General features: G+C 33.6%; 20 protein-coding genes. 4 read left to right on the top strand and 16 right to left on the bottom strand.

Annotated elements, in window-relative coordinates; all coding sequences use genetic code 11:
* Positions 1-16 precede the first annotated feature (16 nt).
* The 4 genes from SJY34_RS06985 to lysA all read right to left on the bottom strand — a co-directional run bounded on the left by SJY34_RS06985 (position 17) and on the right by lysA (position 8,534).
* Positions 17-2,719 carry a prolyl oligopeptidase family serine peptidase gene (locus SJY34_RS06985; RefSeq protein WP_400080537.1) on the bottom strand — a complete coding sequence of 901 codons (2,703 nt, stop codon included), beginning with the start codon at positions 2,717-2,719 and terminating at the stop codon, positions 17-19.
* Between the two features lie 21 nt (positions 2,720-2,740).
* Positions 2,741-6,004 carry a PDZ domain-containing protein gene (locus tag SJY34_RS06980; RefSeq protein WP_400080535.1) on the bottom strand — a complete coding sequence of 1,088 codons (3,264 nt, stop codon included), beginning with the start codon at positions 6,002-6,004 and terminating at the stop codon, positions 2,741-2,743.
* 46 nt (positions 6,005-6,050) lie between these two features.
* Entirely contained in the window at positions 6,051-7,241 is a 1,191-nt protein-coding gene (locus SJY34_RS06975) for a DUF1624 domain-containing protein (RefSeq protein ID WP_400080532.1), read from the bottom strand.
* A gap of 87 nt (positions 7,242-7,328) precedes the next feature.
* Positions 7,329-8,534 (bottom strand): diaminopimelate decarboxylase, encoded by a 1,206-nt coding sequence (gene lysA, locus SJY34_RS06970; protein ID WP_400080530.1) that lies wholly within the window; start codon positions 8,532-8,534, stop codon positions 7,329-7,331.
* Positions 8,535-8,654: 120 nt separating this feature from the next.
* On the opposite strand from lysA, the gene SJY34_RS06965 reads away from it, so the two are divergent.
* From SJY34_RS06965 to SJY34_RS06955, 3 genes are all read left to right on the top strand, one after another.
* Entirely contained in the window at positions 8,655-9,311 is a 657-nt protein-coding gene (locus SJY34_RS06965) for a hypothetical protein (RefSeq protein ID WP_400080527.1), read from the top strand.
* Between the two features lie 184 nt (positions 9,312-9,495).
* On the top strand, positions 9,496-10,686 hold the full coding sequence (gene sucC / locus SJY34_RS06960; RefSeq protein WP_400080524.1) for an ADP-forming succinate--CoA ligase subunit beta: 1,191 nt from the start codon (positions 9,496-9,498) through the stop codon (positions 10,684-10,686).
* Between the two features lie 178 nt (positions 10,687-10,864).
* Positions 10,865-11,206: a hypothetical protein gene (locus tag SJY34_RS06955; RefSeq protein ID WP_400080521.1), complete on the top strand. Its 342-nt coding sequence runs from the start codon at positions 10,865-10,867 to the stop codon at positions 11,204-11,206.
* Positions 11,207-11,239: 33 nt separating this feature from the next.
* Here SJY34_RS06955 and SJY34_RS06950 read toward each other — a convergent pair whose 3' ends face one another.
* Positions 11,240-11,506, bottom strand: coding sequence for a DUF1456 family protein (locus SJY34_RS06950; protein ID WP_400080518.1), 267 nt, complete (start codon positions 11,504-11,506; stop codon positions 11,240-11,242).
* A 320-nt stretch (positions 11,507-11,826) separates the two neighbouring features.
* Here SJY34_RS06950 and SJY34_RS06945 point away from each other — a divergent pair, with 320 nt between their 5' ends.
* Positions 11,827-12,228 (top strand): TerB family tellurite resistance protein, encoded by a 402-nt coding sequence (locus SJY34_RS06945; RefSeq protein WP_400080515.1) that lies wholly within the window; start codon positions 11,827-11,829, stop codon positions 12,226-12,228.
* A gap of 50 nt (positions 12,229-12,278) precedes the next feature.
* On the opposite strand, the gene uvrB is transcribed toward SJY34_RS06945, so the two are convergent.
* From uvrB to SJY34_RS06890, 11 genes are all read right to left on the bottom strand, one after another.
* Positions 12,279-14,285: an excinuclease ABC subunit UvrB gene (gene uvrB / locus SJY34_RS06940; protein ID WP_400080512.1), complete on the bottom strand. Its 2,007-nt coding sequence runs from the start codon at positions 14,283-14,285 to the stop codon at positions 12,279-12,281.
* 136 nt (positions 14,286-14,421) lie between these two features.
* Positions 14,422-15,189, bottom strand: coding sequence for a T9SS type A sorting domain-containing protein (locus SJY34_RS06935; protein ID WP_400080510.1), 768 nt, complete (start codon positions 15,187-15,189; stop codon positions 14,422-14,424).
* Between the two features lie 2 nt (positions 15,190-15,191).
* Entirely contained in the window at positions 15,192-16,181 is a 990-nt protein-coding gene (locus SJY34_RS06930; protein ID WP_400080507.1) for a hemagglutinin protein, read from the bottom strand.
* A gap of 98 nt (positions 16,182-16,279) precedes the next feature.
* Positions 16,280-16,813, bottom strand: a complete 534-nt coding sequence (locus tag SJY34_RS06925; RefSeq protein ID WP_400080504.1) for a hypothetical protein — start codon at positions 16,811-16,813, stop codon at positions 16,280-16,282.
* Positions 16,814-16,940: 127 nt separating this feature from the next.
* Positions 16,941-18,665 (bottom strand): OmpA family protein, encoded by a 1,725-nt coding sequence (locus SJY34_RS06920; RefSeq protein WP_400080503.1) that lies wholly within the window; start codon positions 18,663-18,665, stop codon positions 16,941-16,943.
* A gap of 8 nt (positions 18,666-18,673) precedes the next feature.
* On the bottom strand, positions 18,674-20,245 hold the full coding sequence (locus SJY34_RS06915; protein WP_400080500.1) for an LPXTG cell wall anchor domain-containing protein: 1,572 nt from the start codon (positions 20,243-20,245) through the stop codon (positions 18,674-18,676).
* A 17-nt stretch (positions 20,246-20,262) separates the two neighbouring features.
* Positions 20,263-20,886 (bottom strand): hypothetical protein, encoded by a 624-nt coding sequence (locus SJY34_RS06910; protein WP_400080497.1) that lies wholly within the window; start codon positions 20,884-20,886, stop codon positions 20,263-20,265.
* A 10-nt stretch (positions 20,887-20,896) separates the two neighbouring features.
* Entirely contained in the window at positions 20,897-21,295 is a 399-nt protein-coding gene (locus SJY34_RS06905; protein WP_400080494.1) for a hypothetical protein, read from the bottom strand.
* Between the two features lie 46 nt (positions 21,296-21,341).
* A complete protein-coding gene (locus SJY34_RS06900) occupies positions 21,342-22,571 on the bottom strand; it encodes a hypothetical protein (RefSeq protein WP_400080492.1) in 1,230 nt (409 codons plus the stop codon).
* A gap of 112 nt (positions 22,572-22,683) precedes the next feature.
* Positions 22,684-22,836, bottom strand: coding sequence for a hypothetical protein (locus SJY34_RS06895; RefSeq protein ID WP_400080489.1), 153 nt, complete (start codon positions 22,834-22,836; stop codon positions 22,684-22,686).
* A 123-nt stretch (positions 22,837-22,959) separates the two neighbouring features.
* The gene (locus SJY34_RS06890; RefSeq protein ID WP_400080487.1) at positions 22,960-25,806 is read right to left on the bottom strand and encodes a response regulator; all 2,847 of its coding nucleotides are present in this window, start codon (positions 25,804-25,806) and stop codon (positions 22,960-22,962) included.
* Between the last annotated feature and the right edge of the window lie 116 nt (positions 25,807-25,922).

The raw sequence follows: 25,922 nt of genomic DNA, 5'->3' as shown, positions 1-25,922 counted from the left end.
ATGTCTAGTCCTGTCATTATTCTTTAATTACTCTAATGCCTACATAAGCACTTTTAACGTTACTAATATCATTTTCGTCATAATAGTCGTAAGCACTATAACCGTAGATACCACCATCGTAAAATTCAGCAACATTTCCGCCTATATCATAGATTTCAGCTTCGCCAATTTTACTAGATTTAAAGCTTCCAACAGGTTTTATAAGTGAATGCTTTAAGTCAATAAGTTTTTCTTTTAATTTTACATAGTCACTAGGTACTAGTTTGTATCCAGCCCAATAGTTTAGAGTATTGTCTTTTGATGCTGCTTTTCTAGAAGATTTAATAAGTGTTTTAACCTCTTCACTATTTGGTAATCTATATGTAGTTTTTGTTTGTTGAGATAACCATTTTACATAGTTTTTAGCATCAGCCATAGATACCACAGCAGGATGATTATCATTACCAGTTGCATAGCTATAATCTGTTTTAAAAGTTTTGAATTGTGCATTTGTAACTTCAAAACGGCCAATAGATGTGGAATCTTTTTTAATAGATATAGTCTCAGGAATAAGTATTCCGTTATTTAATTCTCCAAATAAGCCATCTACTGTTTTTACTGATTGTAATTTTATAATGTTAGCTAAAGGACTATCTTCTTTAAACGCTTCATTATAAGTTTTAGGTTTGTTGAGTAAATAGGTTTCAATCCAAGTGATTTCCTCTTTCATTTTTCGCAACTGATGTGTAATCCTACCCAATCCATGTGGTTGTCCAGGAAACCATAAAAACCTGACAGGAGATTTTCCTACTTGTTGCAAGCCTCGATAATATTCCCATCCTTGGTCTCTTGGAACTGCTCGGTCCTCGCTTCCATGAAAAATAATTGTCGGTGTTTTTATTTTTTCAATTTCAAATAAAGGGGATTTAAGTATGTAATTTTCGTTATATGTTTTCCCGTTCATATCGTCCCAAGGCGCACCACCAAAATAATGTTGGTCAAAACTTACACCAAAACGACAGGTACCATAATCAGACGTCCAGTTGACATCACCAGCACCAGGAGCAGCGACCTTAAACATATCAGGATAGCGTACAGTAAGCATGGTTGTGATAATAGCTCCATTAGACCAACCCATAGTACCCATTTGATCTTTGTCTATTTTTCCGTCCTTATAAAGTACTTCAATCCCTTTTGTTATGTCTTCCATTTCAGGTTCGTAGTAATTTTCTTTTATGCTTTCTACATAAGATAGACCATGATTGCTTGAGCCGTGATAATTAGGCTTTAAAACAAACATACCACGTTGTGCCAGTAGGTTAGGATAAGTACTCCAGCGCTCAGACCACGAATCTAAATCAGTACCTGCAGGTCCGCCATGAATGGAAAGCATTAGTGGATAGCGCTTTCCTTCTTCATAATTTTCAGGATAATATAAAATACCAGTAACCTCTTCATCTTTATAACCTTTCCAGACCATTACTTCACTTTTTGTAATTGACTTTTTTGCAAGATTCTTATTAAGCTTTATAAGTTCTTTTTCATTAGAAAATTTATTGGTATTTAAATCCGAAATGTAAAAACTTGGTAAACGAGACGCTGTAGAATAGCCGTAAACTATTTTTGTTCCGTCCTTAGAAATTGCATTTACACTGACATGATCATTTTTTTCTCCCAAATCAATTTTTCGTTTGGACCAACCATTATCATTTTTCTTGTAATAAGCTAGTCGTCTTGTTGCTCTATTGGCTAAAGAAACAATGACATCATTTCCAACGACATAATAACCGCCTGCATGACCTAAATCCCATTTTAGATCTACTTTGCTATGTGTTTTTGTTGCGAAATCAAAGTAGTATAATTCATTTATGCCTGATCCATTATACTTTGGGTTGGATCCAAATTCTGATGAAAAATAAAACCCTTTATTATCTTCTGTAAACTGAATGCCATAAGTTGGGTATCCAAAGTCTGAGAGTATTTGTTCTGCCTTACCAGTTTTCATATTCTTTAGATATCGATATGGATCTTTTTGGGCGTCAGAGGCATAACTGCGACTGCGTTGTTCAGCATAAACCAACCACTTTCCATCTTTTGAGACATTATAGCCAGCTAAAGGTTTTTTATTTGATGTTAAACGAGATGTTGATTTCTCTTTTAGATCAAAAGCATAAACATGATTAGGTTTCCAATGCAAAGAATCTTCTACAACAATAACATTATCTTTTTTTTCTTCTATTTGGGTTTCGTACAAAGTTTTGCCATCATTAGACTGAAATAGTAGGGTATTTGCATCTTTCCATTGTAGGTTAGAAATACCATTTTTAAACTCTTTAACTTCATTCGCTTCACCGCCATAAATACTCAATTTCCATAACTTTTTGCCTTTATCTCTAGAGGATAAAAAATAAATAGATTCACCATCCTTTGAAAAAAGAGGGCTATAGTCGTTGTCTTTACCATTAGTAAGCTGTATAGTTTTAAATTCACCATCTTTTATTAGATTTAGACGCGTTAAATAAATGTCAGAAACAAAACGATCTTTTTCTTTTTCTGCTTTACGTTTGGTCCAAACAACCATAGAATTATCTGGTGACAATGATACAGATCGCATGGACTCAGTATTGATAATATCCTCTGGTGTCCAACGAGACGGATCTTTTTTATCTTGGGCAATACTGTTAAAGCTTATGATGAAAGAAAAGACAAGGATTATGGAATATTTGAAATAGTGTTTCATTTTAAAATGTAAATTTTATGATTAATTTCCTGTTGCCGGTTTTGAAAATTTTGGTGCTTTAATTTCTTTTTTAATGCCAAGTTGTTTCATTAATTCTTCAACTGCTCTTTCTAGTTGAGGATCGCTACCGTTTGATAAAGCCTTTGCATCTTGTCTTACTTTAATATCAGGAGCCACACCAATATTTTCTGCTATCCATTTATTGTTTATTGGATCAAAGACAGCGTTGTCTGGTGCAGTTAATGCACCTCCATCAACTAAAGCATAATGTGTTGATGATTTAACCAATCCTCCCCAAGTTGTCATACCAATAAGTTTACCAGCTTTTTGTTGTCTAAATACCCAAGGAAAGAAATCTCCACCAGAACCAGCAAGCTCATTGATCAATAATACCTTAGGTCCTAAAATACCAGCAGGAAGTTTCATGGGTTTTCCATTAGGAACTTCATTTGTTAAACCAGCTCTAAGACTGCGTGTCATTAAATCGACCATATAATCATCTAATAAACCACCACCATTAAAACGCTCGTCAATAACAGCGCCTTCTTTATCTTGTTGTGCAAAATAATAGCGATTGAAGGATACAAATCCTGGACCTCCAGTATTAGGAACCCATATATACCCTAAACGACCATTAGACAATTTATCAACTAATCTTCGGTTATCTTCTACCCAGGTGCGTTGTCTTAAAGAGTTTTCACTTCTAATGGGTTCAACAATTTCTGTCCAATGCCCTTTAAACTGTGGTTTGTCGTTAATATGAAGTATAGTTTGTTTACCAGAAGTACCATCTAGATACTTATAGAAATTCTCTTCGGCTTTTATTTCATTACCATTGACACCAACGATATAATAGCCTTCTTTTATATTAAGACCAGGTGCATCGAGTGGTCCGCTCAAACCTGGATTCCAATTTTCGGTAGTATAAATACGCTCAATTTGCCAACGACCGTTTATGGCTTTTATATCCGCACCTAATAATCCTGTTCTTGAAGTTTCAACGTCTGGATAATCACCACCAAACACAAAACTATGGCCAACAGATAATTCGCCATTTACTTGATCTAATATGTATGTTAAATCTGCTCTGTGTTTAATGAATGGAACCAAGGGCGCATAACGCTTGTATACCACTTTCCAATCGCGACCGTGGATATTTGGATCGTAAAAATAATCGCGTTCGTAGCGCCAAGCTTCTTCAAACATTTGATCCCATTCGGCAGAACGATCTAATTTCATCTGAAGATTAACTTTAAGACTTTTAGCTCCCTTCGCATTTGCACCTCCAGTACTAATAACTTTCCAATCTCCATTGAGTCTTGCGAGCATATGTTTTCCGTTAGATGTAACAGAAACGGAACGAGCACCAGTTGTAAATTCTTTATTTTTTTGATCTTCTAGGCTAAATTTGTGAAGCGTTGCTCCTCTACTATTTGGAACATATTCTGCTATGAACATTGAGCCTTTTGGACCAGCAATTATATAACCATAATTTCTGGAAGGGATAGGTAAGGCTAGTGTTCTACGGCCAATATTCTCAAAGTCTATGATCACTGATTCTTCTTTGTCTTCCTTTTTGTCTTTAACGACTTTATCATCCTTTTTTTCAACTTCATCATTGTCGTTTTTCACCTCTTCTTCATCACTTTTAGGCTTAAAGGGAGAATCATCGTTTGCATCTAAGTTGATAACATAAGCAGAATAGGCAGGATCTGCCGTCATAGAACTTGTGTTTGCCCAACCAGAACCAAGAGCCACATCTGTACTAGCTAAAAAATAAAGTTGTTTTTGGTTTAAATCCCAAGCTGGTGAAAAAGAATCTGCAAAAGGATCTGTAATTGCTTTAGTCGTATCTTTTTCTATGGAATAGATATAAATCTGTCTAAAGTTATTTGAAGCTGATTTTTCGTAAGCAATCCAATTGCTATCTGGAGACCATTTCAGCTCAATGCTTCCACGTTCTAAGTTATTACCACCAATATCAAAGGTTTTTACTTTTTTAGTTTCTAAGTTTATATAGCATAAGCGTACATCATCATCAACAAAAGCAATATACTTGCCATCTGGAGACCAGGTTGGATTCCAACCTAATTTAGATTCACCAATAGAAATAGCTTCAGGTTGAGATAAACCATCTTGAGTCGATAACATTAATGCATAACCTTTTCTATCAACATCAGAAAACCACGCTATTTTATCGCCTTTCGGAGACCAAATTGGTCTGCGATCTGCGGTACCAGAACTTTCTGTTATGTTTCTTGAATCTCCAAATTCAACAGGAACAGTAAATATGTCTCCACGAGATTGCATAATTGCACGTTTTCCATTTGGTGATAATGAAGCTGAACGTGTGGAGTTAGAAACATTTTCCCATTTAGTTTCAGCCCAAGGAAAATCACCAACAACATTAATTTCGAGTTGTGTTGATTTACCATTTGATATATTCATAGTATGCAAATAGCCATCACGTTCGTAAACTAAAGTGTCACCATTGCCACTTAACCATTTAACGTCAGAACCTTTAAATTTTGTAATTTGATTCAGTGCTTGAGTACCCGGATTATATGACCAAATATTCGACACTAGATCACGATCAGATAAAAAGTAAATATTGTCTCCTAACCACATCGGTTGAATATCAGTAGTACTATCATTAGGCAGAAGAATTTCATTCTGACTCTCTAAATCTAGTACAATAAGCGGAGTATTTTGTCCACCTCTATATGCACGCCATTCCACATCCCACCGATCCATTTTGTCAATAATCAATTGCTTTCCATCTGGTGAATAAGCACCATCATGACTCCATTGTTTCGTCAATAATTTTGGTGCTCCACCTTCAATCGAAACCGTGTAAAGTCTATTATATGGTCGAGGTGCAGTATCTCTGTCACTAGCAAATAAAATATGTTTACCATCATTACTCCAGCCTCTCACAGTTGAACTACTAGGATGCCATGTTAAGCGTTTAGGTTCTCCGCCATTTTTTGAAACGATATAGACATTATTTGAACCCGCACGATTAGAGCTGAAGGCGATCCATTTTCCATCTGGTGAAAAGTAAGGGTTAGATTCTACAGCAGAAGCAGATGTAATACGTTTAGCTCCACTTGAATTTAATTCTGAAACCCAAATATCGCTACCATAAGTATAAGTAATATGTGTAGTACTTATATCTGGCTGACGCAATAGTCGCGTGCCTTGGGCAAACGCTAAAAAGCCAGATAAAAGAAATAAAACGGTAAATAAAAAAATGAGTTGATTTAATTTGAATTGTGATTTCATGCGTGTTGGTTGTTTTCTTAATTTATGCTTGAATGATGATATAAAGTTACAAATAACTAAGCCACCATTTATCTTTATTATTGGCTTTGTATTGCATATATTTTCTACATATGGGATATAAAATAATAATTACCAGAATCCAAACGGCATAAGACACCCAAAGGTCAAAACCAATATTGAATAAATAACCGCTTTTAAAACGGTCCACTGTTAGTATAAGTTCTTGCCAATTTTCACCAAGAATAACTAATCCAACCATACCAATTAAATGAATTAAGTATAGATGAAGAATATAGTAGAAGAAAGGCACGCGTCCAAAGACTATCATGATATTTGTAAATCGATTTTTTATAGATTCAATAGCATATAAAAACAAAAGTGCAGGTCCAAGAGTCATTAAAGTATAGGCTAGTGAAGGAGGATATTTTGTAGTGTTGAAAAATGATAAAACAGAATATGTAATACTATCTTGAGGAAACCAAGGTTGTAAATCACCATAAACATTAATAAAACGCAGAAAAGCAAAGAGAACTATTGCTCCAATCCCTAATCTAAGTAACCAAGTTTTTCTGATTTTTACGTCAAAACCACTTTGATAAAAATGACCAAAGCAATATCCTAGGATCATAATACCTAACCATGGTAAAAAGGGATAAGCAATTGCTAACATACCTTGGCCTTCATTTATAACCTGAAAATTAAATTGATGCACATAATACCATAATAAAGACAGTGGTTCAGTACCTTGTTCAGTAATACTATCGAGTAGATTATGTCCAAAAACGATCAATAGGCCTAAACCTAAGAGTAACTTTTTTGGTAAGTAAATCAGAGCAGCTAAAATCATCATACAAATACCAATAGCCCAAATCACTTGAAATATATGAACACTTAGACCAATATCAAACGTCCACGAAAAGTTAACAACGGTCAATTCTATAAAGACTAGCCAAAGACCTCTCGTAAATAAGAATTTCGCTAAGTTACTTTTAGACTTCTTTTTACTACCAAATAAAAAAGCTGAAGTACCAGCTAGAAAAACAAATATTGGTGCGCAAAAATGTGTAATCCACCTCGTAAAGAATAAAAACGGAGTTGTTGTTTCTAAGTTAGCAGGATCAGCAAACATGTATCCTGTATTGCTATAATCTCTTGCATGGTCTAAAGCCATTATGACCATAACTAAACCTCTTAGAATATCTATAGATTCTATTCTGGATGATTTGATTGATTTCATTGATGAGTCTTTACAGTTAGGATTTAAAGACTTGAGGAAAGCTTAAAGGTATAAAAAAAGCGCTGCAATTAGCAGCGCTTTTTTTATTTATATGGCAATCTCAATTTGATTATTGATTATGTCTTCAAAAGTTTCTCGTTTTCTTATGAGATGAGGTTTTCCTTTATGGATTAAAACTTCAGCAGGTCTATATCTTGAATTGTAGTTACTTGCCATAGAATAACAGTAGGCTCCTGCGTTTTTAAAGCATAGAATATCGTTTTCGTTTATTTCAGAAATACGTCTATTATTAGCAAACGTATCAGTTTCACAAATATAACCCACTACAGAGTAAAAACGTTCACGTCCTTTAGGATTCGATATATTTAAAATTTCATGTTGAGAACCATATAACATTGGTCTAATTAAATGGTTAAAACCAGAATCTATCTGAGCAAAAATGGTAGAGGTTGTTTGCTTCACCACATTCACTTTTGCCAAGAATACGCCAGCTTCACTAACCAAGAATTTTCCAGGCTCAAAGGCTAAGGTTAAATCCTTGCCGTATGCTTTGCAGAACTCATTAAAACGTTTTGATAATTTATCACCTAATTCTTCAATATTAGTTTCTATATCACCAGTTTTGTATGGTACTTTAAAACCAGAACCGAAATCTATAAAATCAAGATTTTTGAAGTTCTTAGCAGTTTCAAATAAAATTTCACTTGCATGTAGGAACACATCAATATCTAAAATATCACTACCAGTATGCATATGAATACCATTGATGTTCATTTTAGTATTTTCAACAATACGCAGTAAAAGAGGAATTTGATGAATCGAAATTCCGAATTTGCTATCTATATGTCCCACAGAAATATTTGTGTTTCCACCTGCCATAACATGCGGATTAATACGGATACATACAGGAATATTAGGATGCTTGGTTCCGAATTGTTCTAAAATTGAAAGATTATCAATATTGATCTGAACTCCTAAATTCGAAACTTTTTCAATTTCTTCTAGTGATACACCATTGGGTGTAAATATTATATGTTCTGGTTTAAAGCCAGCTTTTAAACCCAATTGTACTTCCTGTATAGAGACTGTATCAATACCAGAACCAAGTGATTTAAATAATTTAAGCACAGAAATATTTGAAAGTGCCTTAACAGCGTAGTTAAGTTTTAAATGTTTCACCTTACCAAATGCTTTTGTTAAACGTTTGTACTGATTCGCAATAGTATCAGCGTCATAAACATAAACAGGACTTCCGAAGTCTTTTGCAATTTTTAGTAAAGTTGAGTTTTTCATTTGTTTCTAATCTTACGTATTCAATTTTTTGATGAGCCAAATGTATGTGTAATCAAATTTAAAAACATAAAAATTAAAAAATATTGCTATTTTTACACATAATGTTAAATAATTAACAATATGAAAACAATAGCTTCATGTGTTGAAGAAATAATTGTATCAAGTCCATTTTTAGAAGAAGGCTTATCTAGGGAAATTATTAATTTTTCTGCTTTAGCTAAAGATTTGAATCAATCGATTTCAGAAATGTTACGCAAACCTGTAAAAGATGGAGCCATAATGATGGCATTGCGTCGCTACCAGCAACCATTAAATCTTGAGAATTCAGGCCGATTAAAAAAGGTATTTAAGAATTTAGGAGATATAACAGTACGCTCTAATTTGAGTGATTTTACATTTCAAAACTCTAAGACTTTGATTAATAGTCACGCACAAGTTTTGGAAACCATAAGTGCTAATCAACAAATTTTTTATGCTTTTACTCGTGGTATGTTTGAGAGCAATATCATTATCTCAACTTCAGAAAAGGACCGCATTTTAAAAGCATTTGAAAATGAAATTCAAATAGGACAACAAGATAAACTCTCTGCAATTAGCATTTACCTTCCAAAAGGTAATTCTAAAATAGCTGGTTTGTACTATCAAATTTTTAAACGACTAGCATGGGAAAAGATCACCTTATATGAAGTCGTCTCTACAACTAATGAGTTTACTATAGTGGTCGAAGATGATTTAGTAGACAAAGCATTTTCTGTAATTAAACGCTTAAAAGATTAAAATTTTAGATGCTGTGAAATGTTACTTTAGTTTAAAAGTTCTATCTAATGTCTGGTTGAGCACAGTCGAAACCTAATGAAGTTCTCGACTCTACTCGAACGGACTATAAATTAGAATATGATTTTTATTTGAGAAACGTTTTAGTATGCTTATTTTTGTGCGACCAATAAATTTTTGATAACAAATGAATTTACACGAATATCAAGGGAAAGAATTATTAAGCAGTTTTGGCGTACGTATCCAAAGAGGTATTGTAGCTCAAAGTGCTAAAGAAGCTGTTGATGCAGCTAAGCAAATGACGGCTGAGACAGGAACAGGCTGGCATGTAATTAAAGCTCAGGTTCATGCAGGTGGACGTGGAAAAGGAGGTGGAGTAAAACTAGCTAAAAACCTTCAAGAAGTTGAAGAAATTGCAGGTAATATTATCGGTATGGATTTAGTAACTCCGCAAACCTCTGCAGAAGGAAAGCGTGTGCACCAAGTGCTAATTGCTGAAGATGTATATTATCCTGGTGATAATGAGCCAGATGAATATTATATGTCAGTGCTTTTAAATAGAGGAACTGGTAAAAATATGATTATGTATTCTACTGAAGGTGGAATGGATATAGAACAAGTTGCAGAAGAAACACCTCATTTAATTTTTCATGAAGAAATTGATCCTGCTTTAGGATTACTCGGATTTCAAGCGCGTCGTGTAGCATTTAACCTGGGTTTATCAGGTACTGCATTTAAAGAAATGACAAAATTTGTGTCTGCATTATATACAGCTTATGTAAAATCTGATGCGTCATTATTTGAAATCAATCCGGTTTTAAAAACTAGTGATGATAAAATAATGGCAGTAGATGCTAAAGTAACTTTAGATGATAACGCTTTATATAGACATAAAGACTTAAAGGAACTGCGTGATTTACGTGAAGAGAATCCAATTGAAGTTGAAGCAGGTGCCTTAGGTTTAAATTATGTTGATTTAGATGGTAACGTTGGTTGTATGGTAAATGGTGCTGGTTTAGCAATGGCAACAATGGATTTAATTAAGCAAGCAGGTGGTGAGCCAGCTAACTTTTTAGATGTTGGTGGTACGGCAGATGCTGCTAGAGTAGAAGCTGCTTTTAAAATTATATTAAAAGATCCTGCTGTAAAAGCCATCTTAATTAACATTTTTGGTGGAATTGTACGTTGCGATCGTGTAGCACAAGGTGTCATTGATGCTTACAAAAATATGGGTAATATCTCTGTGCCTATTATTGTGCGTTTACAAGGAACTAATGCAGACATTGCTAAAGAATTAATTGATAATTCTGGTTTAGATGTTATGAGTGCTACTGAATTCCAAGAAGCTGCTGATAAAGTACAGACTGTTCTTTCTTAGGCACCATTACTATTGAATTTTATATGTGAATGCGTCTTTTTTAAGACGCATTTTTTATTTTAACTAATGTTAATATATTGCTAATCAGTGTTAAACAGTGTTAACATAAGTAGACTTAGTGTAACGATAATAAAAATTACTCGTCTATTAAGTATCAATCTTTAAAAAACGAATAATCATGAAAACATTAAAAATGTTAGTACTAGTCGTAGCAATTGCGTTTAGTAGTGCAGCATCAGCTAGCACAAACCCGATCAAAAACTCAGAGCCAGCCTCTATTAGTAAGTCAGTAGGAGAATTGTTGAAAAATCCAGATTTTCAATTAGACCAAGACGTTAATGCTGTTGTTGATATTTATATCAATAATGACAATGAAATTGTAGTGTTATCTGTAAATACAGATAATAAAAAAGTAGAAAAGTTTATAAAGAACCGCTTAAATTATAAGAAGGTATCTAATGAATCTTTAGGCTACAAAAAATCATTTAAAGTACCGGTAAAGATGGTAAAATCTAATTAGATACTTTTTGATTATAAATTAAAAAGAGCAACATTATGTGTTGCTCTTTTTTTGTTTTGAGTTTTTAGAGTCCCCTTTTTTAGGCATTGGACCACGTAAATGAATAATCAATCCGTTGAGAAAATTTCTAAGAATCTGATCTCCACACTCCATATACTTTGGGTGATCCTCTTTTCTAAAGAATGCATTGAGTTCGCTTTTTGAAATTCTAAAATCTACTAAAGCCAAGATTTTTACAATATCATCATCTCTTAGTTTGTGAGCAACTCTTAGTTTTTTGAATATGTCGTTGTTTGTCATGTTAATTTTTTTATTGAAACGGAAAATAACTTATTTGTTACATACAGTTTTTAGATTCTCTCATTTTAATTCCATTTATGAAAACCTAAAGCATGTCAATATCAGTTTAAATGCAATAATCTAAGATGCATTGTTAAAAAAATAAGATAAACGCATTTACAAACGTTAAAAACTACTATTAAAGCCACGATGTTGATTTGATAAACGCTAAATAATATCGACTAAGTACATTAAAGTTTTCGACAAGATACATTATATCAACGACAATAAATTAAACTACCTGTGTAACTTTACATTGTAAATTAATTCCCCTCGAAGACATGATTAATCGTGCTGAAAAATTGAGCTTGTTATCTGAAATGATTGCATTTGCACAGACAGATGAAAATATAAGATCCATTGAGTATAATTTCTTATTTAGTATTGCTAAGCAACTAGATATATCTAAAGAAGATTTTGAATACCTCTTTGACCATCCTGTGACTTACGTACATTTAAAGTCACATAGTGAACGTATTGTACAATTTCACAGATTGGTACTTCTAATGAATTTGGATCATAAGATATCTCCTAAACAATTAGTGAAAATTCACAATTTTGGTCTACGAATGGGATTAAGCCATGAGTCTATAAACCGCGTTTTGGATCTAATGGATAGTTTTCCTAATAAAATTGTACCACCGGATTTCTTGATTGATATTTTTAAGGTTCAATACAACTAGTATAGTAGTGCAAAGTAAAAAGTGTCTAGTTTGACATTTTACACTTATTACTACTTCACTTTCAATTTCTCCAACTTACTCTGATAAGCAGTTATTTCATCTCTAAAACGAGCTGCTTCCATAAAGTCTAAAGCTTTTGCAGCCTGTTCCATTAACTTACGTCGTTCTCTTATTTTCTTTTCGAGTTCCCCTTTTGTTAAGTATTCGCTTTCTGGTTCTGCTGCAATTTGTGCATCGAGTTCTGTTCTGTAAGTACTCACGGAATTTTTTGCTAAGGCACTATCTAAACTTTTATTTAAGGCTTTTGGAGTAAGCTTGTGTTTGGTGTTGTATGCAATTTGCTTCTCGCGACGATACTCAGTTTCATCAATGGTTTTTTGCATGCTTTTCGTAATCTTATCAGCATACATTATGGCTTTTCCATTTAAGTTTCTTGCAGCTCTACCAACAGTTTGTGTTAAAGAACGATTAGAACGTAAAAAACCTTCTTTATCTGCATCTAGTATGGCAACTAATGAAACTTCTGGTAAATCTAAACCTTCACGTAATAAATTGACACCTACCAAAACATCGAAAATTCCTTTCCTTAAATCTTGCATTATTTCTACACGCTCGAGTGTGTCTACATCACTATGAATGTAGCGACATCGAATAGAAATGCGAGTTAAGTATTTTACCAATTCTTCAGCCATACGTTTGGTGAGGGTCGTCACTAAAGTTCGTTCGTCTTTTTCAACACGGTCCTGAATTTCTTCAATTAAATTATCAATCTGGTTTAAGCTAGGACGCACTTCAATAATAGGATCTAATAATCCTGTTGGTCGGATAACTTGTTCCACATAAACTCCATCTGTTTTTTGCATTTCATAATCCGCGGGAGTTGCACTTACGTAAATGACTTGATTTTGAAGTGCTTCAAATTCTTCAAACTTTAAAGGTCTGTTATCCATTGCAGCAGGTAATCTAAATCCGTAATCTACAAGATTCACTTTTCGGCTTCTATCGCCACCATACATAGCATGAACTTGTGATATGGTAACGTGACTCTCATCTACAACCATTAAATAATCCTCAGGAAAATAATCAAGTAAACAGAATGGTCTTGTTCCTGGTGCTCTTCCGTCTAAGTATCTCGAATAGTTCTCAATCCCAGAACAATAGCCTAACTCACGTATCATCTCTAAATCAAATTCTGTTCGCTCTTTGAGTCTTTTTGCTTCAAGATGCTTACCTATTTCTTTAAAATAGTCATGTTGCTTTACTAAATCATCTTGAATATCTTTTATCGCACCATTTAAAACATCTGGTGATGTTACAAACATGTTGGCAGGATAAATATTCAAACGGTCATACCGCTCAATGATTTCATTGGTTCTAGCATCAAAAGCTTCAATTTCTTCAATTTCATCACCAAAAAAGTGAATTCTGAAGGCATTATCTGAATATCCTGGAAATATATCAACAGTATCTCCTTTTATTCTAAAGTTTCCATTTTTGAATTCAGCTTCAGTACGTGAGTATAAGCTTTGTACTAATTGATGTAAAAGTTTAGTACGAGAAATAACTTGATCTCGTTCTATCGTTATGACATTTTTTTGAAATTCAACAGGATTTCCAATACCATATAAACAGGATACTGATGCAACTACAATGACATCGCGTCTTCCAGATAATAGGGAAGAGGTTGTACTGAGTCGCATCTTCTCAATTTCTTCGTTTATAGATAAATCCTTTTCAATATAAACACCAGAAACAGGAATGTAAGCTTCTGGTTGGTAATAATCGTAGTAGGACACGAAATATTCTACTGCGTTATCAGGAAAAAATTGCTTAAACTCAGAATATAATTGGGCTGCTAGGGTTTTGTTATGCGCTAAAACAAGCGTTGGGCGTTGCACTTCTTGTATCACATTGGCAACTGTGAAGGTCTTTCCAGAACCTGTTACACCTAGAAGTGTTTGGTACTTTTCTTTACTTTCAATACCCTCTGCTAATTGTTTAATAGCTTCTGGTTGGTCACCTGTAGGTTTAAACTCTGATTCAATTTTAAAACGCATTTAGCAAAGTTACAATAAAGATGTACGTAAATCAATGTGTGCTTTTGGATAATACTTTAATTTGAAAAAGCGAGAATAACACTATTTGAGATTTGTTATTTTCGCTTTAACTCTGATTAATAAACTCTTTGATACTCTACTCCACAATTATTCTTTTTATTTGAACTTTATCCGCAATCCATATTTTAAACAGATATATTCCAGAATTGAAATCGTAAACATCTACTTCATTAATACCTTTTAGCATTTTTACTCGCTTTCCTAAGATATCGTAAACTTCAATACTATCTATAGGACTATTGGACAAAATATAAACCTTGTCCTTGGCTGGATTTGGATATATTGACAATTCTGGCGATTCATTTGTTTCTAAACTAAGTACATTTCCTGAAAATTCATCATTAGAACCTGCTGGTGTAATCGTAAAAAATTCTGATCGTGCATTTATACCCATCATTCCAGCATCTGTTGAGTTTGGGTCTACGTCATTTTCAAATAAACGTGCTTCAGAATTACCATCAGATGGAGTAAATGTCATCCAAAGTACTTCAACATCTGCACTCAGTACACCGATATAACTTGCACCTCCTGTGGAGTTGAATACATAGAAATCATTATCAGTTGATGCTCCCGGACTTCTAATAACTCCTGCTGCATTATAAGTAGATACGCTCTCACTAGTATGAGCAACTGTTCGTGTACCAGAAGCTCCATCAGTTGGAAAAACAATAGTTACGGAAGATGTACCACCTGTAGTAACAGGTGCTGTAGCGGTTATATCTCTTGTTACGTATAATTCGTAAGAAGAATTATTCTGATTCCAACGTAAATCGTAGGTGATGTTCTGCGCAAATAGTGAGGTTGTGCACATTAAAATTGCTAAAAGTGTAATTGTTTTTTGCATGATTAGTTATTTAAATTGATTAATATGTCGTTGGCTTGATCTTTTCTTATTTGATCTGTTTGTAATTGTATAGCACTTCTAAATGCTGAAGGTGAAGGCAGTTGTTCTTCAAACAAATAGTATTGAGAACTAAAACTTGTATTTAATGGATATAGAATGATAGATAACAGTATTTGATTGTTCTCATTCGAAAAAGACACATTACCGTCTAGAAACACATCAGATTGAAAATACCCATCAACAAAATCATAACTTGTACTGAAACTTGTATTTGTAGGAAACAAAATAATATCCGTCAATACGCGATTAATATCACCTGAAAAATTAATCAATCCATCACCATTAACATCTCCAGCCCAAAGTGCCATAGCACCAGATGGCAATGCCACTTGTGCTTGCGTACCATAGTTGTCTGTGTTTACATCTGTAAAATCTATTACAGAAGGTGTTGATGAGGCTGTAATTGCAACAGGAGTTTCAGTCATAATGCCTAAGTGATTTTTGTGATTTACAACCACATAATAATCATCAGCAGAGACATTAAGATTTATAAAAGATATACCATCAGTAGAGATTACATCACCATCGCGTTGTAATAATGCAGACTGTGATAAGATAACAGATGTGTCATTTGATTTGTCTCTTAATTCTAACCAAACCCAATCAACTATGGCATCATCTCCAGTGACATTAAAAACAGAAGCATCGCAAGTTGCAGCATCTGTATATGGACTTGTGGTTGGTATAATGCCAGCGAGACGCAAGTCGTCATTCATTAAACCTGCATTAGCTGAATTGAGCATTGGGCCTTGCAAAAATAATTTAGGATTAATACGAATTTTAAGATCTGCATTGATAAAGCCTTCGGATATTGAAATACCTCCAGCAGAAGTATTTGCTCCTCCACTATCGATACTATACTTTTCTATAGTTTGAGCTATGCCTAATTTCATGAAACACAAAGCCCATAGTATAATTCCTAATTTGTTCATTTTAATTTCTGTTTTTATTAGACAAATTTTAATGTCATCACATTGTTACATCTTAAGTATGTAACTAATGATTCTATATATCTAATTAGATTACTTATTTACTTTTTATGTTTTGACACTAAAAAATTAGCTAGATCTTTTACTTTTTTAGTAAGTGCATCATGTTGTTCTTTAGATCTGTTTTGTACTGATGCCTTTAACCCGTATGTAATCGTAAAAAATCGATCATAATTTTCGTTTAATATGAAAATTCTACCCTGAAGTGGCTGAAATGAAATATAGCAATCTCCTGTATCTGTTAATAGAATATCTCTACCCATAAGCATGCCTGTTGGGCTCTTCTTTTTTTCTTTTAAAAGGTCCATAATTATCTTTTTATTTCCATTTTTAGTACTCATGTCAGGTCCAAAGCGTAATCGTGATCCCGTTTCATTATATTCTTTTCCAAAGCCTTTGAGTTGAAAAACACAATGTTCTTCAGACTGGTTTTCGCCTCTAGAAATATCAGATTCTGGTATTTGAAGTGCTTTTGCAAGTTCTGCAACAGATATATCGCAGCTATAGGTATTAAATAAACTACTGTAGTCCGCGCTGGAAGTGCTTTGGGTTACAATTTCTTTTTTTTTTTTCAACTTCTGCTGTTGTGCTGGTACTCTTGTTGGTTTCTGATTTACAGGATACTAGAATTAGTATTATAAGGAATGTGAGATGTTTTTTCATGATTTTATGTTTTATATCTATTTAATGATTACTAAATAATTAATTAGGCACAACCAATATTTCTACGCGCCTATTTTTACTTCTGTTTTTATCTGAGTTATTTTTTACCAAAGGTTTAGATTCACCATAGCCTTTTTCGAACCATTTAAAATTAGTGCTTGGTATAAATTGCTTAAGCGCTTTCGATACACTTTTAGCACGTGCCATAGACAAAGCATTATTAATGGATTCACTACCGATATCGTCCGTATGACCTTCAACAATCACTTTTCCTTTTTTGAGTACAGTAATGCTATTTACTAACTCTTTTAAAGCAGTAATGCCTTGTGGTTTTAATTCACTTTTACCAGAATCGAATAATACCTGACTGTCTAAATTCAAACGCATTGCAGAACCTATAGCTGCAACAGCATCTACGTCTGCTCCTGGAATACCACTTTTTTCTTTCAAATCTGTAAAACGAACGTAGTAAAAGAGCTCGTTGGGCTTTACAAAAGGTGCAATATCTACTTCGGCCACACCTCCATCTATCTTTCCTATTTTTATCCAAGATTTTCCATCTTTAGAGATTTCGAGATCTGTAGGTTCTAGTTGTCCTATTTCGAATAGATATAAATCTGGACCATTAACATCTACTAAAGCATTATCAGTAAATCTTATAGTTAGAGAACCGCCAAGTCCAAGACTATAAATACCAGTGGCATCATCAAATGTCTCTATCACATCTGGTTCTCCAAGTACATTTTTAACTTCTTGGGTCAGTAGTTTTGGATGATCTACATTTATAATTTCGTCTGCAAAAGAGAGCGGTCCTAAGGGCAGATATACTGTTTTTCCTCGATTACCAACGTAGCTTATACCAACATCGTCACCATAGAACAAATCCGGATTTAGTTTTTTGAACTTTGCTTTAGCTGCTTTAGATTTTCTAACAATATTCTTGTGAAAAATCTTTACTATACCTTTTTTATGTGCTATGACGCGTTGGTATCTTGGACTTGCTTTCATTTGTCCAGAGGCTATGGCTTTTTCTGTAGTTTCCAATTCTTCTAGAAATTCTTTAGCTTCTTTTTCACTATGCATCTGTCCCGCTTTCTCACTAATCTCTTTAATTTTCTGTAATTCTTCATCACTTGCCTTAACTTCATTTTTTCGTTCTACATCGTCTATCACATCGCCAGCTTCAGTTAGATCCATCTGAGACATTACGTTAGTGCCAGCTAAGGAATCGATTTTCTTTAGTTTTGCCATTGTGGCCTCAGGACCAGATTCAGCCTGCACTATTAAAATGGCTTCTTCTAAAGACATTCCGGTAGATGTGTTTTTATTGGATAACTGCTCTTTAGATATTTTGCCCCTTATTTCGAGCTCGTTTAGTTGAGTAGCTTCTTTTCTTTTTTTTAAGGCTTCTTGAGCGAGCATATGAAGACTATCAGGATTGTTGATGAGTTTGTCTATGGACTCACGAGACACTCCGCTTTGTTCTAACAAATCGAGGAATGTTTCAGTATCTAGTTGAAAATCTGTGTCATTATTTTTTTCTGACCCTTCAAGTAAGCCTTTGCCCATATTAATAAGGTCATCTAATTCGGAATTGGTAGTTGTTTTTGAAGGATTATCAGTATCACCAATAGAAGTTTCTGAGTTTGGACTTGAATTGGAATGCGAACTCACATCTGCATCTGAGTCTATAGATTTATCTGTTTTGTCGCCACAGGAATAGGCAATACATACAATTAATAAAAGAAGGATTATTTTTTTCATAATGCTTATTATTTATGAATTCTAGATGCTTTTAATGCAGTTAGTACAGCGAACATTTGAAATTCATATCCGTCTCTACTTCTAAATCGACCATTTACACCTCCAAAACATGCACTCACTTCTTCAAGGTCTACTTCCATTGATGCGATATATTCATCAAATTTTTTATTGTAGGCCGCTTTTAATTGTTCCATAGCTGGTTTAACTTTGTGTAAAAGAATTGGTCCCCATGCCATTCCACCACCTCCTGGAATTGAAGACATAGCATTTCCGTATTCAATCCAATCATTTAAATCGGTGACTTTTTTTAAGTAATACTTCTGAAGAAAATTAAAATAAGCACGATGTGTATTGAATTTATCAAACCCACGTTGAATACAATTTTGGCACGCTTGAAGCTCTTCGCAATACAGTAAAATTTCACCACCTCCATCATCGAAATCCTCATCGTACTCTTCGTCCTCTTCTGATAGCAAATCAACTTGTTGCTGCAATTGCTGTACTTGTCTTCTTAATCTATTTAATTCTGCATTAGTTCTATCGGTAGGTAATGTTCTTTGGTCTCCTTCGGTTTTATTACCAGGACTATTCTCTCCATAATCACTATCGAATCGCTCATTAGCTTCTTTTATTCTTCTTAAAACTTCTGCAGCGTCTTTGCCTGTTAATTCTTCAACTCCTGGCGCAGTATCCAAACGAACGAAAACTGTTTCTAAAGAGGTATCTCCTGCCACGACCATATCAGCCACTCCTGTATTCATTACGGTCTCAATAGGGACTTGGTTACCTACATTGCTAGTTTGATATTCAAAGAAAACTGGTGATGCGCCCTGACCATCTATTGGAACTAGCTTAGGTTGGCGAGATTGTGCCATACAAAACTGAGCTAAACAAAAAGCAAATAACAGTATAACTGTGTGCTTAGGTTTTTTTCTTTTCATTAAAAATATTGCAAGCAATATGACGACTGCAGCCAAAAGCCCAATAATTATATACATAAGGTTATTATTGTCTCCTGAATTTTTACTTGCCAAACCAGAATTATTGGAATTTGAAGAATTATCGTCTTCAAATACAGCACCACCAAATCCCATTTTCCTCAAATGCTTTGTATATTCTTCCTTATCATCTGTAATGCGAATTAAGGATTTTGTGGCAGGAAGTTGTAAGCCTACTTTAACCGTAATTAAATATGGGATTCCAGCGACTTCAGATCGCACTCCAAGTCCTGCAATATTCATAGTTCTGAATATTTTATCGACAAATTTATTTCCATCTGTAGAAACTTTAGATTCTATTTTGTCCCAATTCTTTTTATGGAAACTGAGATCTATATTGTGGTCTGGTGCTTTTGATATAATTCTTACCATAACTGGTGCCTTTACATCGAGACCTTGAATGATGTAGCGTTGAAGAGAATCAACACCTCCTGTGGTCCATTCTATGGCTCCAGCATAAGTACCATTATCTAGTTTTTTTAGTTTTATTTCGTGTGTAACGACTTTACCAAAAGGATCTATGAGTTGAGCAAAGCCTATTTGGCTAAAGACAAATAACAGAAGGGCGAGTATAGTTTTCATATGTATATTTTTACTTTTTATTTTTTAGAACCGAATAAATTTTCCGCATCAGAATAGCCAATGTCACTGAATGTTATATCCGTAAGTGTAATAACACTATTTCCTATGTCTTCTAATTTTTCTTTTTCAAAGCGAATATTGAGTTTCGAAACTTCAGCATTTCCCGATGCAGAGGTCGGATTGGATAGATCTATAGTACCAGACAGGTCGCTTTCAGGGTTGCGCTTTCGCGTATCTGGAAATAATTGATAGAAAAAATCCATTTTCCCACCATCTTTTTTTGGGAATTTTAATGTTATGGAAGCAGCTTCAAGCTCATAAGTATCACCATCATAATAGAGTTGTACACTTTCTTTTCCTCTATCTAGCTGCTTGGTAAATGTGAAAATGGCATTGCGCTTTTTTGTTTTTTTATGCCTTGAGACCACACCTGAAGCTTTAGTATAACTCCAATCTTTACCATTAATTTTACATAGAAATGTACCTTTGTTTTTAGGTTTACTTTCAGCAGTTGTCTCTTTGTTTACTACTTCCGCTGTGGCCGTTTCGGTCGTATTGTATTGTTCTACAGAAGTTGTGTTGGTATCTTTACAAGATGCTATTAAGAACATAAGTAAAATGATTATTGCATATGATTTCATAATATTGGTTTTATTGATTATTTATTTCTAATTTTTCTACGCGTGAGATAAGGTCATCGATTGTATTTTTTAAAGATGAATTATCGGTTGATAATCCATTAATAGTATTTTGTTGATTATCTATGATGACTTGTTGTTCTTGTAGCCCTTTTATGTCATAGCGTTGCATAGAATCTGCGCCTCCTGTCGTCCATTCCATAGCTCCCAAATAGGTACCATCTTTTTGTTTGTTGAGTTTAATTTCATGAGTTATTATTTTCCCAAAAGGGTCTGCGAGCTGTGCAAAGCCACTAATTGGTATAATTAATGATAATGCAATGACGAATGATTTATACCTTAAACTTCTATTAGCAAGATTGAGGCTTTTAAATTGAAAGAAAAACTTTATATATTTTTCTGAGTTGTTCATAGAACGATTTTATTTGTTTTTAGCTTCTCTTTTATCCTAATAGAGACTATAATTTATAAATGACAAATTGAAATGTGGTTGGTGTTAAACTGCCTAAACTATTGAATATTCTTACCTGTATATCACCACTGCTCATTACAATAGATGAGCTTCTAAAAGCTGTAGAGTAAGGTGTAATTACGCAAGAGGTGTCATTAACACTCATGCTCTCATTAATAAGACTAATAGTAATAACACCTGCATTAATACTAGCTGTAATATTATTTGTACCACTCAAAACATTAGCATTAGACTCTATTGTACCATAAGCAATAGGTATCATATTTGATGAATTACTTAGATAGTTTTCTTCGACATAACTTTTAGTAAGTAATACTTTACTGTTGGCATTTTCAATATGAGAATTAGATAATCGAGGAGCAGTAATTGTACCATTTTTAAGTATAATTAAAGCGTCACTTTTATTAACATTACTACTGGTGCCACCGATAGTAAATAAACGGTCTTCAGGATCCCACCCAAATGGATTATTGGGCGTATAATTTGAATTATTTCTTCCAATAACTATTTCGTAACCTGAGGGTGCATTTAATTGATGCCCTATAACTATAGAACTATTACCGAGAGCAACAATATGACTTCCAATGGCATTAGTATTGTTTCCTGATGCTATAACATTACTTCCTACAGCAAATGAATTATAACCTGTTGCTCCATATGTAGTCGTTGGAAAGTTACTTTTACTTAAATCTATTGAGTTGGAACCTATAGGACCATAATTTTCTGGGTCGGCATTAGCCAATCTCCACCCAATTCCATTACCTTCATCAATGGTTTCTAGACCAGATGGAGTTATTATTGTTGGTTGATTGCTCAAATCATTGTAGTCACCACTAAAAACATTTGCTGCGTTTTCTGCCGTTATAGAATGTTTTGAATAAGGCACAGACTTAAATGTTGTTGTGCCAAGAAGATTAAAGGTATTGTAAGGTTCTGTATCTATTTCAGTCTTTAAACTAAAGAGGTCATTGGCCCAATCAATATCATAAAAATTACCTGTTACAGCTTCAGTACCTTTTCCAATACTTACTATAACTATACCATTGTTATCCGTTATTGTTGTATGGACTTCTTCATAAACATTATTATCACCAGAACCTAGTATTGTAAACTTTAATTTTAAGTTTTGGTTTGTCATTACGTTTCCGTTATCATCCTTAATAACAGCTTTGTAATTAAAACCTATACCTTGTGCAAAACTTGAGATTGAAATCATCAAGATAATGGCTAATGCAATTATATTTTTACACACAAGAGTTCTATTGTTTTTTTTGAGTTTCCCGAAGTCTCGGGACAAGCTTTGATTTTTCTTCGAAAAGTTCATAGTTTTATTTTTTAAATGTGGTTTTTTTTATGACCTTATTTTTATGCATAATTTTTAGAACATACTTACCAGGCTGTAAATAATTAACATTGAGATGGATAGCTTTTGTGGGAACATGATCTATCTCAGCATGATAGGTTGTACGTTTTTTCTTCATACATTACAAATCTAATTGTAAGACAATCAGACAACTATGAGTGATGTAACAAATGCTATGACTATTGTAACATACTAGTTATAGCGCGAGATATAAGCGTTAAAAAAGTGAAGTATTTTAAAATTAGCTACGTTTTGCAAACTCAGTTGGTGTGCAATTATAGGCTTCCTTAAAGCATTTAGTAAAATAAGAATGGTCATTAAAACCTACGGAATACCCAACTTGAGAGATATTAATATCTGAGGTCTTTAATAATTGTGCAGCCAGTTTAAGACGTTGAGAGCGAATAAATTCTGATGCTGTAAGTCCTGTTAGAGCTTTTAGTTTTCTGTGCAATTGCATTCGACTCATACCTACTGCTTCAGAAAACTCAGTAACATTAAAAGAAGGCTCAATAAGACTTTTATCTAAAGTCACCTGTACTTTTTCAAGAAATTTTTCGTCCAAATTGGTAATGGCAATGTCTTTTGGTAGTAATATTAACTCTTGGCTGTAACGTAATTGCAATTGTCGTCTAGATTCAATCAATTTTTCAACCTTAAGGGCTAATAATTTCTTGTCAAAAGGTTTTGTTATATAATCATCAGCTCCAGTATCAATACCTTTAAACTGACTCTCAGCTTCTGCTCTTGCTGTGAGTAGTATAATAGGAATGTGCGCTGAACGTTCATCAGTCTTCAGTTCTGTAGTTAATGCGATACCATCTTTTTCTGGCATCATAATATCCGAAATGATTAGATCTGGAATGTGCTCTAAAGCTTGCTCTAAGCCAATATTTCCATTAGATGCAGAAATGACATTATACCTATTTTCAAAAGTTTGTTTTAGTAGATTCCGTAGGTCCTCATTGTCTTCTACGATTAATAAAATCGGTAAGTCACTGTCTGTAAACTGGTCGTCGTGTTCAATTGAAGTATTTTCGTATAATGGTATTTCCGTTTGAATCTCATTAGTTGAAGTCGCTAAAATAGATTCATTTTTAAAACTGTTTTTATCTATGGCAAGATGCAGTTTAAATAATGTCTCTTTGTTTGGTATGCGTGTCACTTCTATAGTTCCTTTGTGTAATTCAACTAGTTCTCTAACCAATGCTAATCCAATGCCTGTGCCTTGATTTTGGTCGTTAGTTTGATAAAATCGTTCGAAGATATTCTCTGATTCGTACTTTGTTAAGCCTTTTCCTGTGTTTTTAACCTCTAAAAATAGTTTGTTGTTTTCTATATGCGCTTCGCAGTAGACCGTTCCGTTTTCAGGCGTGTATTTTATAGCATTAGACAGTAGATTAACCGTTATTTTTTCAACAGCATCTTTATCGAACCAAACTTTATCTTCACTTTTAGGTATATCAATATGATAAGTAATATTTTTTTGCTCTGCATGATAGGAAAAAGAGCTGCTCAATGCCGAAATAAGTTGAAGGACATTACCTTGTTGAATGTGTAATTTTAAATGACCAGCATCTATTTTCGATAAATCCAGTAATTGATTCACAAGATCTAATAGACGATCCGAATTTTGTTTGGCAATAGTGAATTGCTGTCGTTTTTTGTCGGATATCTTATCATCTTCTAAAGCGTCATCAATAGGACTAGCTATTAATGTTAACGGTGTACGGAACTCGTGCGAGATATTAGCAAAGAAGTTCGATTTGAGAGCATCTAATTCTTTTAATTTGGTATTTGTTTTTTGGCGATTACGATAAAGGAAATATAAAAACAATCCTGCTATTGTTGTAAGACCTATAGCACTTAGCATTACAATTCTTTGAGTCGTTTTCTGTTGCTCTACTATTTTGTTTTGAGATTTTAAAAGGCCAATTTCTTGTTCCTTTTTTTCGGTTTGATATTTAGTTTCAAGTTCTGATACATTTTTCTTATTAAATTCTGTTTGGATAACCTTAAGATGATAGCGTGCCTTTTCTGAAGCTTCGAAGGCTTTTTCATAGTTACCAAGATTGAAATGAATACTGGCAAGAATATTTTGAATATCATACTTATGATCTTCTCTAACAAAGCGAGTACTCTTTATTAAATCTTGAGATATATTGATATGATTTAATGCTAATTTGGAATTTTTATAGTTCTTATAAAACTCAGCCATCTTATAATTAGAAATCGCCTTTCTTAAAGTATCTTTAGTTTTATTTATGGCTGCTAACTCTTTTTTGTAGTAATATAGTGCCGAGTCTTTTAAGTTTTCTCTGTTATACAAGTTGCCTAATCCATTGTAAATAGAAGATTTTCTAAGATGGTTATCAGATACTGTTGTTTGATTGAGTGCCTTTTGGTAATTGGTTATTGCTTTTTTAAATTCCTTCCTCTGCTCATATATGTAAGCCTTCTTTTCGTACAAAATTGCCGCTGGAATGTCTAGATTTAAAGCATTATAAAATTTAAGACTGTCTTCTCTAATACTAAGTCCATAATTGATAAGTTTAAGGCCATCTAAAATATTTTTATCCATCTGAGGGAAATAACTTGTATCTTTAACGCTTTGTGATGCATATAATACATTGACAATGCTTACCTTAGTCATAGCAGCCAAAAATATATCGTCTTTCCTGACCTCTAAAAGAGAATCTAACTTTAAAAAATGAATTAGTGCGGTTTCATCTTTAGTTTTATTGTAATAAACTGAACCTCGTACATGATAAATGTTTTTCAAATACTTCCATTGTCTATTTTTAATGGAATATGGCTCTGTCTCTGCTAAATAAAATAAAGCCTTTTCCAAATCGGGTTCTAAATAACTCAAAATACTAACAATTTCTACTTGTAAAGAATCTGCGTTGAGCTGTTTGGCAAAATCGTAACTTATCTTAGCATGATGATAAGAACTATCAAGTTTTCCTTCATCATAAAGATTCTTAGATTTATTTATAATAGCTTTTAGAGAATCAACTTGTTTTTGACTTTGCCCAATACAACAAAGTGGCATTAATAAGATAATTAAGAGGTATTTTAAATCCATAGCTCTGCCAATTGTATAATTTAAAGATAGGCAATATTATGAATACCAATTATTTAACTCTGGTAATAATGTAGCATAATGTGTTACATATATTATAAAACCATTATTATACAGTT

It is taken from the genome of Winogradskyella sp. R77965, from assembly GCF_044594915.1.
Lineage (GTDB): Bacteria > Bacteroidota > Bacteroidia > Flavobacteriales > Flavobacteriaceae > Winogradskyella.
Note: the sequence above shows the minus strand (reverse complement) of the source record. Positions and strands in the feature narration are given on the sequence as shown.